The organism is Serratia sp. D1N4 (genome assembly GCF_054552755.1).
In genome coordinates, this window is record NZ_CM137274.1 from 1,350,740 (window position 1) to 1,362,904 (window position 12,165).

Genomic DNA, 12,165 nt, shown 5'->3' on the forward strand with positions numbered 1-12,165 from the left:
ATATGACCTCAGGAAGGTAAAAAAGTTATGCAGCCAGCAATTCTTTTGCGTTTGCCAGCGTATTTTTGGTGACTTCGCTGCCACCAAGAAGGCGCGCCAGCTCTTGCAAACGAGCCCGTTTGTCTAAGGGTGACATCTGAGTTTCGGTTTCTGTTCCGTCGGTTTGTTTGCTGACAAAGAAATGCTGGTGACCACAACCGGCGACCTGTGGCAAGTGAGTAACGCACATGACCTGGGTTGATTCGCCAAGCTGGCGCAGCAGGCGGCCGACGATGGCAGCGGTTGGGCCGCTGATCCCCACATCAACCTCATCGAAAATCAATGCCGGAGTTTCCATTTTACGCGCGGTAATCACCTGAATAGCCAACGCGATACGCGAAAGCTCACCGCCAGATGCCACTTTAGCCAAAGGCTGCAACGGTTGCCCTGGGTTGGTGGAAACACAAAATTCGATGCGGCTTGCTCCTTCACTGCTGAGATACTCTGGTTCAAAGCGTACATCAATATGGAATTTACCATGCGGCATTGAGAGCGTATTCATGCTGTCGGTAATCAGCGCCGTTAGCTCTGCGGCATAATGCTGGCGTTTTTGATGCAACTGCTCAGCCAGAACCAGCGCTTGTTGATGATGCTGCGCGACCGCTGCGCTGAGATGTTGATGATCGCTTTCCTGCTGGGAAAGTAGCTGTTGTTCATCGAGCAATTGCTGGTGCAGATTGGGTAGCTCTTCCGGTGAAACATGGTGTTTGCGCGCCAGGCCAATTTGCCGGGAAAGACGTTGCTCTAGCTCATACAGCCGGTTGGGATCGAGATCCATACGATCGGTGTAATGGCGCAGCTCATCACTGGCTTCGCTGATCTGGATCGAGGCTTCTTCAAGCATATCCAGCAAGCCGCTGAGTTTTTCGTCCATGCTTGCCAGCTCAACCAGCAGATGTTTGGTGCTATAGAGCTGGCTGAGCATGTTGTGCTCTTCATTATCGGCCAGCAGTTGCAAGGCCTGTTGGCTGAGCGTTAACAGCTGGCCGCTGTTGGCCAGGCGTTTATATTCGGTGTCAATCTGCTCGAATTCACCCGCTTGAGGTGCAAACTCATTCAGTTCTTTCAGTTGATATTGCAGCAGTTGCTTGCGGGCATCACGCTCGATGGATTGCTGCTGATGCTGTGCCAGTTCGCGGCAGCTCTGGTGCCACCGTTGATAAGCCTGGCGCATTGTCGCTTGCAGGGCGGGTTCACTGGCATAGGCGTCCAGCAGTTGCTTCTGGTGTTCGGGTTTTAGCAACAACTGGTGTGCATGCTGGCCGTGGATCTGGATCAGCCGTTGGCCCAGTTCACGCAGTTGCGAAAGCGGAACGGCGGTACCGTTGATAAAACCACGTGAGCGGCCATCGGCGCCTATTACACGGCGCAGCAGGCATTCGTTACTGTCATCAAGCTGATTCTGTTCCAGCCATTCGCGGGCGGAGGGGGTATCTGCCAGAGAGAAGCGAGCACAGATATCGGCACGGGCGGCCCCCAAGCGCACCACTTTGCCATCGGCACGATTGCCGAGGCACAGGCCCAGCGCATCAATGGCGATCGACTTACCGGCACCGGTTTCACCGGTAATCGCTGTCATACCCGGTTGAAAGTCGATCTCCAACTCACGAACGATAGCAAAGTTGCTGATGGTTAATTGTGCCAGCATAGGGACCTTCCTGTGTATAAAAACACAACTGTTGTTTCATACAGTATAAACTGGTTTTATATACAGTAAAGTAGCTGGCGCAATTTTTAGAACAATTTTTTTGACCACCCCAGTTTGGTGCTCAATGTATTGAAATAGCTGTAATCCTTCGGATGAATAAGATTCAGATGGAAGTCACTACGGCGAATCAAGACCTCTTCACCTTCCTGTATGGGCAGCGCGATCTGGCTGTCGCAACTGATTTCCAGGTCGCGACCGGTCTGGGAAAACTTCAACCGGATGGTGCTGCTGCCATTGATGACTAACGGCCGTGCAGAAAGCGTGTGTGGGAACATCGGGACAAGCGCGATGGCTTCCAGTGAAGGGGTCAGTATTGGCCCTCCTGCGGAAAGTGAGTACGCGGTGGAGCCGGTGGGTGTGGCGATAATCAGGCCGTCGGAACGCTGAGAGAAGGCAAATCGATCGTCGATATACACTTCAAATTCGATCATGTGCGCCACTTTGCCGGGGTGTAGCACCACTTCATTAATGGCGGTACTGACTCTGCATTGCTGGTGCTCTTTATGCACGATGGTTTCCAGCAGGAAACGCTGTTCGTCAATGTATTCGCCTTCCAGCACGTCGGCCAGTTGCTGCAAGGCATTATCGGGATCGAGATCGGTCAGAAAGCCCAGATTACCGCGGTTAACACCGATCACTTTGATATCGTAACGTGCCAGCACGCGTGCGGCGCCGAGCATGTTGCCGTCGCCCCCGACGACCACGGCCAGATCGGCCTGCTGGCCAATGTCTGCCAGGCTGCCGGTAACCACGTCTTTCAGCCCGAGATCGTGGGCGATCTGGCGCTCAAGCATCACCGAATAACCACGGGCGACCAGCCAGTGGAATAGCATCTCATGCGTTGCCAGTGCAGAGGGGTGACGCGGATGGCCAACAATGCCAATACATGTAAACTTTTTATTCATTGTTGTGAATTTCCTCACCTGGGCTGGTTTATGCCCCACATTGTGACCGGTTGACTTGAAACCCCGGTTTTGATCCCCATAATAAGCCAAGTTGCGAGATTAATGCTAAACGCGGAGATATTCATGAGTAATAAAGAACAGAAGACGCCAAACGAGCACGTCTCGGAAGAGATGGAACAACAGGCCCAGCACGAGGAAACCCTGCCGGAGATGATGGAAGGTGTCGATCTGCGCGATGAACGCATTACCGAGCTGGAAGCCCAACTGGTTGAGGCTCAGCAACGTGAGCGCGATAGCCTGTTGCGTGCCAAGGCTGAGATGGACAACGTCCGTCGTCGTACCGAGTTGGACATTGAAAAGGCACACAAATTCGCGTTGGAGAAATTCTCAGGCGATCTGTTGCCGGTGATCGATAACCTCGAACGTGCGCTTGAACTGGCGGATAAGAACAACCCAGATCTGGTCGCGATGATCGAAGGTATCGAGCTTACCCTGAAGTCGCTGCTGGACGCGGTACGCAAGTACGGTATTGAAATCGTTGGTGATATCAACGTTCCGTTCAACCCGGATGTGCATCAGGCGATGAGCATGATGGAGTCCGACGAGCATCAACCAAACCATGTGATGATGGTAATGCAGAAAGGCTATACGTTGAATGGCCGCCTGCTGCGCCCGGCGATGGTCGCGGTTGCTAAAGCTAAAGCGTAAGTCTTTAGCGATAAGAGAGGGCACCTTCGGGTGCCCTTATTGTTTTTATCTGTGCACCCTTTCTCTCTCGTTACAAATCTTACTCTCCTCTTAATGATTCCGTTACAGATGTCACATTTATTTGTGATACATCCTCAAAATTTCCTTATCTGTATGCTTTAAAAATTAGAGTTCTAAATCTGTATTACTTTTTTGCCCGACGGCACACTAATTAGCGGTGAGTCAGGCGAAAAGGGAGAGTGTGATGGATAACCTACTGGAGGAACCCAGGGAGAGTCAGCAAAACAAGGCCGCCAGGATTAGAAAGTGCGGTGCCTGGTTGCTATTGCGTTGGCGAGCTTGGTGGAACAGATATACAACAAGAAAAGTTCTGGCAGCAATGAGTGATGCACAATTGCGAGATATTGGGCTCAGGCGCAGTGATGTGGAACGGGAAGGCAGCCATAGGAACTATGAGCATCGGCCGTGGTAACGATGGTTTGTTGGTATTCCTATGCCCCAAATCAGGGGCATAGGGATCATAGCTCTAAGCTTGTGGTAAACGTGGCGTCCAGTCGATTGGCGCTGAGCCTTGCTGTTCAAGCAATTGGTTGGCCTGCGAGAAATGGTGGCAACCGAGAAAACCCCGGTGTGCAGAAAGGGGGGATGGATGCGGGGCTTTCAGCACGTGATGGCGTTGGCGATCGATGAAATTCCCTTTCTTTTGCGCATGTGAGCCCCACAACAGGAACACTACCCCTTCACGATGTTCATTCAGCGCGGCAATCACCTTATCGGTAAAGGTTTCCCAGCCCAGATTGGCATGAGAGTGTGCCCGGCCAGCCTCAACGGTTAATACGGTATTGAGCAGCAGCACGCCTTGCTCGGCCCAGCTTTGCAGATAACCGTGGTCAGGGCGTTCAAAACCGGGGATATCGGTCATCAGCTCTTTATACATATTCACCAGCGACGGCGGTGCCGGAATGCCGGGGCGCACGGAGAACGACAAACCATGAGCCTGATTCGGGCCGTGGTAAGGATCCTGGCCGAGGATCACCACTTTGACATCCGCCAGTTCAGTAAATCTGAAAGCATTAAACACGTCTTTCTGTGGTGGATAAATGGTCTTACCAGACTGGCGCTCGGCGGCAACAAAGGCGAGCGTTTCAAGAAAATAGGGCTGCTCTTTTTCTTTGCCGATGACGTCATGCCAGGTGAGGGAGGTGGACATAAACGCTCTCCTTTGTTTTCGTTAGCAATTCACTGTGCATAGCTTACCGTTTACCTCGGTACAGTGGAACCTGCTTTTATTAATAGCCTTAACGTCTTGAACGACAAAAAGTACAAATATTTTTTAAAATTTACAAAAATAATTTGAAGGGCCAAAAAGGGTAAAATTGATATAAAACATAAATTTGCCTTTGGTGGCCGTAACGGCACCCCGTAAAAATTGACTTTAATCAAAGAATTCACTGGGTCAGACTGGTATACAGAACAACAAGACAACATTGGTTTTACCAAATAGCCGGAGCTCAAAGTGAGTTTCGACAACGTAGAAATTTTTCTCCCTTATTACGGAGGCAACAAAATGATTACTGGTATTCAAATCACTAAAGCGAACAATCAGGCACTGGTGAACTCTTTCTGGCTGTTGGATGAAGAGAAATCAGAAGCTCGCTGCGTGTGCGCTAAAGCTGATTACTCTGAAGATCAGATCGTTCCTGTCAGCGAACTGGGCCAGATCGAGTATCGCGAAGTGCCGATGGAAGTGCAGCCTACCGTGCGTGTTGAAGGTGGTCAGCACCTGAACGTGAACGTGCTGCGCCGTGAAACGCTGGAAGATGCGGTCAAGAACCCGGAAAAATACCCGCAACTGACCATCCGTGTTTCTGGCTATGCCGTGCGTTTCAACTCACTGACGCCAGAACAGCAACGTGATGTTATTGCTCGCACCTTTACTGAAAGCCTGTAATTTCGGGCTGAGTGCAAAAGGGAGCTTCGGCTCCCTTTTTTAATGCCGGTTGTGTAGAAAACGCTGAGCTCATAAAAAAACCGCCCGTGAAAAAGGCGGTTTTCTGATAATAGGCAACGCTATTATTCGGGTTTGGCTTTTGGTTGGCGGCGTTTACCGACGTTTTTCGCGTCGCGATGGCGAACTTTGACCTTGGCCTTTTCTTTATTCTTCAGCTTGTCATCGGCACGCTTGGCCATAACCTTCTTCGAAGGTTTGCCGTTGCTCTTCTCGCTCGGCGCTTTGGTGGTCGGGCGCAGTTCATCAATCACGCGGGCTTTCAGTGGTTCATTCAGATAACGCCCAACTTTGCCCAGCAACAGATGATCGTGTGCTTCCACCAGAGAGATCGCGGTGCCTTTGCGCCCGGCGCGGCCAGTACGGCCGATACGGTGCAGATAGGTGTCTGCGGTGCGTGGCATGTCGAAGTTGAACACGTGGGTGATATCCAGGATATCCAGACCGCGCGCGGCAACGTCGGTGGCAACCAGCACGTTCACCCGGCCATCCATCATGCGTTTGACCGCTTCGTTACGCTTGGCCTGCACCATTTCACCTTCGAGGTAACAGGTATTGATACCTGCCTCACGCAGCCAGCCAGCCAGCTCATGCACCCGCTCACGCTTGCGCACAAAGATAACGGATTTCTGCACGTCCGGCTGTTTCAGCAGGTGCACCAGCAGGGCGGTTTTATGCTTCACGTCATCGACGCGGTAATACCATTGCAGGATTTTTTTACGTTCGCGGCGTGAAGGGTCGGCTTCTACTTCCACCGGTTCTTTCAGAATGCGCTCAGCAAATTCACGAATGGCCTCGCCTTCCAGCGTTGCGGAGAACAGCAGAGTTTGGTTGCGCCAGCGGGTTTCGGCGGAAATGGTTTCGATATCCTGGGCGAAACCCATGTCGAGCATGCGATCGGCTTCGTCAAGGATCAGGGTTTCAACCGCGCGGCAGTCAAAGTTTTCTTCTTTGATGTACTGCAGCAGGCGGCCAGTGGTCGCTACTACGATGTCCTGATTCTCACTGAACACTTCCGCGTGGTTCATATAAGCCACGCCGCCGGTGATAGTGGCGATATCCAACGAGGTATGAGCAGCCAATTCACGCGCCTGATCGGCCACCTGCATTGCCAGTTCACGCGTTGGAGTGAGGATCAGTACGCGCGGTGGGCCGGATTTTTTACGCGGGAAATCGAGCAGGTGCTGCAAAACGGGCAGCAAAAATGCCGCGGTCTTGCCGGTGCCGGTCGGAGCCGAACCCAAGACGTCGCGCCCATCCATTGCCGGCGGGATCGCTTCGGCTTGAATTGCGGTGGGGCGATCGTAGCCTTTATCGCGCAGGGCGGTGATCAGGCGTTCATCGAGTTCGAGTTCGGAAAATTGGGTTGCTGTCATGGTCTACCTCTACTTGGGGCGCCGATTATAGACGGGTTAGCTTCAGGGTTCACCCTTTTTAAGGAAAGCATCTCTTTTACCCTAAATCAGATTGCCTTATGCTACGCCAGTTTTGTCTCCAGGTGACTATTGTGAGTAATCAAACGACAACCAAACAGACCCCGCGCCGTGGCGGTTTTACCTTCAAACAATTCTTTGTGGCCCACGATCGCTGTGCAATGAAAGTGGGCACCGATGGCGTCATGCTTGGTGCCTGGGTGGCACTAGGGCAGGCACGGCGGATCCTGGATATCGGCTGTGGTAGCGGGTTAATCGCGTTGATGCTGGCGCAGCGAACGGCCGCAGAAGTAACCATCGACGCGGTTGAACTGGATAATGACGCCGCCGCTCAAGCGCGCGAAAACGTGCTGGAGTCGCCTTGGCCGCAGAAAATTAACGTGCATAGCCAGGATATCCACCATTTTGCCCAGCAGCACGCCCATGGCTATGACCTGATCGTCAGCAATCCCCCCTATTTTGAGCCTTCCGTCGCCTGCCGCGATCTGGCCCGAACCAATGCTCGTTATACCGAAACCCTGACTCACGATGTATTGCTGGATTGTGCCGAACGTTTGATCGGTGAGAACGGCCATTTCTGCGTGGTGTTGCCCTATGGGATTGGTGAAGCCTTTGAAGTGAATGCACACCAACGTGGCTGGCATACCGCTCGGCGGCTAAATATCAGCGATCGGGCCGATACGCAGAAGCACCGCATGTTGCTGGCGCTGGCTCGCAGTCCGGCAGAGAAGGAAGAAACTGAGTTGGCGATAAAATTGGCGGATGGCAGCTATACCGCGGATTTCCGCCAGTTGATTACGGATTTTTATCTGAACTATTGAGATTCCCCTCCCATAACAAGAGGGGAATAAGGTTCAAGGTTGCAGGATGGTGGGTTTGGGTTCCGGCAGCATATCAGGGTAATCCAATGTGAAATGCAGCCCACGGCTCTCTTTGCGCTCCATCGCGCTGCGCACAATCAGTTCTGCTACCAGCACCAGATTGCGTAACTCCAACAGATTGTTGGAGATGCGGAAGTTGGCATAGTACTCGTCGATCTCCTGCTGCAACGTATTGATGCGCCGCAGGGCGCGCTCCAATCGCTTGGTGGTGCGCACAATGCCTACGTAATCCCACATGAACAGCCGCAATTCGTGCCAGTTATGCTGGATCACTACACGTTCGTCGGAATCGTCTACCCGGCTTTCATCCCAGTGTGGCAACTGCTTGGCCAACTTGATGGCGGGCAGGCGCGTCAGAATATCCTCGGCGGCGGACCAACCATAAACCAGGCATTCCAGCAGTGAATTGGACGCCATACGATTGGCACCGTGCAGGCCGGTATAGCTGACCTCGCCGATGGCATACAAGCCATCCAAATCGGTGCGGCCATGCTGATCGACCATCACACCACCGCAGGTGTAGTGGGCGGCTGGCACAATCGGGATCGGCTGCTTGGTCAGATCAAAGCCCAGCGTCAGCAGCTTTTCGTGGATCATCGGGAAATGCTGGGTGATGAATTCGGCTGGCTTATGACTGATGTCCAGATACATGCAGTCCGCACCTAAACGCTTCATTTCATGGTCAATGGCGCGCGCCACAATATCGCGCGGAGCCAGTTCACCACGCGGATCGAAGTCTGGCATAAAGCGGCTGCCGTCCGGGCGTTTCAGATAGGCGCCTTCACCGCGTAGTGCTTCAGTCAGCAGAAAGTTACGTGCCTGCGGGTGGAACAGGCAGGTTGGGTGGAATTGATTGAACTCCAGATTGGCCACCCGGCATCCGGCGCGCCAGGCCATGGCGATGCCGTCACCGGAGGAGATATCCGGGTTAGTGGTGTACTGATAGACCTTGGCCGCGCCGCCGGTGGCCAGCACCACCGTTTTGGCACGGTAAGTCTCTACCTGCTCCTGCTCACGGTTCCAGACGTAAGCGCCCACTACGCGCTTAGTGCCCGGCAGGCCGACTTTATTGGAGGTGATCAGATCAACCGCATTGCGGCGCTCCATGACACAAATATTCGGGTGCGCGCTTGCTTTCCCTACCAGGGTGGTCTCTACTTCTTTACCGGTAGCATCTGCGGCATGCAGGATACGACGGTGGCTGTGTCCGCCTTCGCGCGTCAGATGATAACGTTCCTCGCCTTGGGAATTGGTTTCGGTGTCGAACAGAACGCCCTGATCGATCAGCCACTGTACGCAGTGGCGTGCATTTCCGGCAATAAATTCGACGGCGTCTTTATCGCACAAACCTGCCCCGGCAATCAGCGTGTCATCAACGTGTGAGGCAATGCTGTCCGTTTCGTCAAATACCGCGGCGATCCCGCCTTGGGCATAAAAGGTGGCGCCTTCGTTGAGTGGGCCTTTGCTGAGTACCGTAACCTTGCAATGTTGCGCCAGGCGCAACGCCAGTGACAAGCCCGCAGCACCGCTGCCGACGATCAGTACATCGCTAACATGTTCAGATGATGGTTGCATAACGTATGATGTGTGCAGAAGAAGAGTGAAATTCATGTTAGCCTACTTGTCCGGGCAAAAGCCACGGATAGGATGACATCGACAGAAAAACAATGGCGATATGGAACTTCATGGTTCCATATGAACTCCAAGCGAGTGCTTGCTCAGGAAGATAATGTATGGCTGGCAGTACAATTTTACGCGTGGAGACAGATTTGGGGAGAATTTACCTCGGATGAGCGAGCAGTTAACGGATCAGGTGCTGGTTGAGCGAGTCCAAAAGGGCGATCAGAAGTCTTTTAACCTACTGGTAGTGCGTTACCAGCATAAGGTTGCGAGCCTGGTTTCCCGCTATGTGCCGCAGGGTGATGTGCCCGATGTGGTGCAGGAATCGTTTATTAAAGCCTATCGCGCACTGGAATCATTCCGCGGAGATAGCGCCTTTTATACCTGGTTGTATCGCATTGCTGTGAATACGGCAAAAAACTACCTGGTTGCTCAGGGGCGGCGTCCACCCTCAAGTGATGTGGACGCTAACGATGCTGAAAATTACGAAAGTGCGGGTGCACTGAAAGAAATTTCGAACCCTGAGAACTTAATGTTGTCAGAAGAGTTGAGACAGATAGTTTTCCGTACTATTGAGTCGCTTCCCGAGGATCTTCGCATGGCGATTACCTTGAGGGAGTTAGACGGTCTAAGCTACGAAGAGATAGCAACTATCATGGACTGTCCGGTAGGAACAGTACGCTCGCGTATTTTCCGTGCCAGGGAGGCTATCGATAATAAAGTTCAACCGCTGATCCAACGCTAGCGATGGCGGACACAGGAAGGGTACTTAGGTATGCAGAAAGAAAAGCTTTCCGCTCTGATGGATGGAGAAACGCTCGACAATGAGCTGTTAAGTTCGTTGTGTAAAGACAAAGCGCTTCAACAAAGCTGGCAGAGCTATCACCTGATCCGTGACACATTGCGGGGTGATATAGGGCAAGTCATGCATTTCGATATCGCAGATCGTGTTGCTGCTGCGCTGGAGAAAGAACCCGCTCGTCTGGTTCCTTCAGCCATTCCCGAGTCTCAACCAGAGCCTCGTACTTGGGAAAAAATGCCTTTCTGGAACAAGGTTCGTCCTTGGGCCAGCCAACTCATGCAAGTTGGGGTGGCCGCTTGTGTCTCCTTGGCGGTGATCGTGGGTGTGCAGCATTACAACCAGCCAAATGTAGAATCTGGTGCCTCTGAAACGCCAGTGTTCAATACGTTACCGATCATGGGGCAGCCTTCTCCAGTCAGCCTGGGCGTTCCAGCCGATAGTTTCTCTACCGGCAGTGGTCAGCAACAACAGGTGCAGGAACAGCGCAAGCGTATCAACGCTATGCTGCAGGATTATGAACTGCAACGCCGTTTGCATTCTGATCAACTGCAATTTGAACAGGGTACTCCGCAACAAGCCGCTGTTCAGGTTCCCGGAACCCAGTCTTTAGGAACGCAACAGCAGTAATGAAGCAAATCTGGTTCTCCGTTTGTCTACTGACGGGCAGCCTGCTCTATTCAAATATCGCCCCTGCATCTGGGGCGATATTGCAACAAATGAGCAGCGCTAGCCGTTCACTCAATTATGAACTCGCCTATATCAGCATCAGCAAGCAGGGGATAGAGTCGTTACGCTATCGCCATGCGGTGATTGATAAACAGCCTTTGGGGCAGTTGCTGCATATGGACGGCGCACGCCGTGAAGTGTTGCAGCGCGGTGGTGGGATCAGCTATTTCGAACCGGGCTTGGAGCCTTTCACCCTATCTGGCGATCATATCGTCGATGTGTTGCCTTCCATCGTTTATGCCGACTTCAATTATTTGGCGAAATACTACGATTTCATTGCCGTCGGGCAAACCCGCATCACCGATCGTCCGAGCGAGGTGTTCCGCATTGTTGCCCGTGACGGCTCCCGCTATAGCTATGTTGTCTGGATGGACTCGGAGAGTAAGCTACCGCTGCGTGTGGATCTGCTCGATCGTGATGGTGAAACGCTAGAACAGTATCGTGTGATCTCGTTCGTGGTGGGAGATCAGGTGAAAAACGTCATGCAGGGATTGCTCAAGGCTAACCTGCCGCCATTGCTGTCGTTGCCTGCCGCAGAAAATATTCAACTGAGCTGGAGCACTGGCTGGTTGCCTGCCGGGGTCAATGAAGTGGCTCGCAATCGCCGCAAGTTGCCCAATGTAGAGCAGCCCGTTGAGTCGCGTCTCTACAGCGACGGCCTCTTCAGCTTTTCGGTAAACGTGACTCCCTCTGGCAGCAATACCAGCCAGCAGTTTTATCGTCAGGGCCGCCGCACTATCCAGACCGAAATTCGTAATGGTAATGAAATTACCGTGGTCGGTGAATTGCCACCCTCAACGGCCAAACGGATTGCTGACAGCATTTCCTTCAAGGTATCGCCACAATGATGAAAGAGTGGGCCACGGTTGTCTCATGGCAGCAAGGCGTGGCATTGCTGCGCTGTGAACCTAAAGCGGGTTGCGGCAGCTGTAAGGCGCGTTCTGGCTGTGGTGCACGTGCGCTGAATGAACTGGTGCCGGAAAGCGAACACCATTTGCAGGTGCAGATTGAGCAACCACTTGAGCCAGGGCAGCGCGTTGAGGTTGGCATTGCTGAAGGCAGCCTGCTGCGCTCGGCGATGCTGGTCTATATGACTCCGCTGTTTGGCATGATGCTCGGCGGTGGTTTGCTGCAAGGGTGGTCTGGCAGTGATGCAGCAGCGCTGCTCGGTGCGGTTGTTGGCGGCACAGCTGCTTTCTTCGTGGCTCGGTTGTTGGCAACGCGCCTCGGTGAACAGGCCGATTACCAACCGGTGGTACTGCAAATCGGTTTACCCCCGGGAGCCCTGCGTTTGCAAACAGAAAACGAAGCCCCGCGCTAAAATTATAACCGCGT

The 12,165-nt window shown here is 53.0% G+C and carries 13 protein-coding genes; 8 read left to right on the forward strand and 5 right to left on the reverse strand.

Going from position 1 to position 12,165, the window contains the following annotated elements:
- Window positions 1-25 precede the first annotated feature (25 nt).
- Both recN and nadK read right to left on the reverse strand, forming a co-directional pair.
- Window positions 26-1,687, reverse strand: a complete 1,662-nt coding sequence (recN, locus tag ACX1CU_RS05810; RefSeq protein ID WP_459401653.1) for a DNA repair protein RecN — start codon at window positions 1,685-1,687, stop codon at window positions 26-28.
- 86 nt (window positions 1,688-1,773) lie between these two features.
- A complete protein-coding gene (gene nadK, locus ACX1CU_RS05815) occupies window positions 1,774-2,652 on the reverse strand; it encodes an NAD(+) kinase (protein ID WP_459401654.1) in 879 nt (292 codons plus the stop codon).
- 123 nt (window positions 2,653-2,775) lie between these two features.
- Here nadK and grpE point away from each other — a divergent pair, with 123 nt between their 5' ends.
- Complete coding sequence (gene grpE, locus ACX1CU_RS05820; RefSeq protein WP_459401655.1) at window positions 2,776-3,360, forward strand: nucleotide exchange factor GrpE; 585 nt, start codon at window positions 2,776-2,778, stop codon at window positions 3,358-3,360.
- Window positions 3,361-3,604: 244 nt separating this feature from the next.
- Window positions 3,605-3,832 carry a DUF1127 domain-containing protein gene (locus ACX1CU_RS05825; protein ID WP_459401656.1) on the forward strand — a complete coding sequence of 76 codons (228 nt, stop codon included), beginning with the start codon at window positions 3,605-3,607 and terminating at the stop codon, window positions 3,830-3,832.
- Between the two features lie 54 nt (window positions 3,833-3,886).
- Here ACX1CU_RS05825 and ung read toward each other — a convergent pair whose 3' ends face one another.
- Window positions 3,887-4,570: a uracil-DNA glycosylase gene (gene ung, locus ACX1CU_RS05830; protein WP_459401657.1), complete on the reverse strand. Its 684-nt coding sequence runs from the start codon at window positions 4,568-4,570 to the stop codon at window positions 3,887-3,889.
- Window positions 4,571-4,927: 357 nt separating this feature from the next.
- Between ung and grcA the strand changes: the two genes are divergently transcribed.
- Window positions 4,928-5,311: an autonomous glycyl radical cofactor GrcA gene (grcA, locus tag ACX1CU_RS05835; protein WP_459401658.1), complete on the forward strand. Its 384-nt coding sequence runs from the start codon at window positions 4,928-4,930 to the stop codon at window positions 5,309-5,311.
- A 122-nt stretch (window positions 5,312-5,433) separates the two neighbouring features.
- Here grcA and srmB read toward each other — a convergent pair whose 3' ends face one another.
- Window positions 5,434-6,744: an ATP-dependent RNA helicase SrmB gene (gene srmB / locus ACX1CU_RS05840; RefSeq protein WP_459401659.1), complete on the reverse strand. Its 1,311-nt coding sequence runs from the start codon at window positions 6,742-6,744 to the stop codon at window positions 5,434-5,436.
- A 98-nt stretch (window positions 6,745-6,842) separates the two neighbouring features.
- On the opposite strand from srmB, the gene trmN reads away from it, so the two are divergent.
- On the forward strand, window positions 6,843-7,622 hold the full coding sequence (trmN, locus tag ACX1CU_RS05845; RefSeq protein WP_459401660.1) for a tRNA(1)(Val) (adenine(37)-N(6))-methyltransferase TrmN: 780 nt from the start codon (window positions 6,843-6,845) through the stop codon (window positions 7,620-7,622).
- Window positions 7,623-7,655: 33 nt separating this feature from the next.
- On the opposite strand, the gene nadB is transcribed toward trmN, so the two are convergent.
- Complete coding sequence (gene nadB, locus ACX1CU_RS05850; protein ID WP_459401661.1) at window positions 7,656-9,257, reverse strand: L-aspartate oxidase; 1,602 nt, start codon at window positions 9,255-9,257, stop codon at window positions 7,656-7,658.
- A gap of 214 nt (window positions 9,258-9,471) precedes the next feature.
- Between nadB and rpoE the strand changes: the two genes are divergently transcribed.
- The 4 genes from rpoE to rseC are packed head-to-tail and all read left to right on the forward strand — an operon-like array spanning window position 9,472 to window position 12,151.
- The gene (gene rpoE, locus ACX1CU_RS05855) at window positions 9,472-10,047 is read left to right on the forward strand and encodes an RNA polymerase sigma factor RpoE (RefSeq protein WP_424839962.1); all 576 of its coding nucleotides are present in this window, start codon (window positions 9,472-9,474) and stop codon (window positions 10,045-10,047) included.
- A 30-nt stretch (window positions 10,048-10,077) separates the two neighbouring features.
- The gene (gene rseA, locus ACX1CU_RS05860; RefSeq protein ID WP_459401662.1) at window positions 10,078-10,731 is read left to right on the forward strand and encodes an anti-sigma-E factor RseA; all 654 of its coding nucleotides are present in this window, start codon (window positions 10,078-10,080) and stop codon (window positions 10,729-10,731) included.
- On the forward strand, window positions 10,731-11,678 hold the full coding sequence (gene rseB / locus ACX1CU_RS05865) for a sigma-E factor regulatory protein RseB (protein WP_459401663.1): 948 nt from the start codon (window positions 10,731-10,733) through the stop codon (window positions 11,676-11,678). The genes rseA and rseB overlap by 1 nt, the downstream gene beginning before the upstream one ends.
- Window positions 11,675-12,151: a SoxR-reducing system protein RseC gene (rseC, locus tag ACX1CU_RS05870; protein WP_459401664.1), complete on the forward strand. Its 477-nt coding sequence runs from the start codon at window positions 11,675-11,677 to the stop codon at window positions 12,149-12,151. The genes rseB and rseC overlap by 4 nt, the downstream gene beginning before the upstream one ends.
- Window positions 12,152-12,165: the final 14 nt, after the last annotated feature.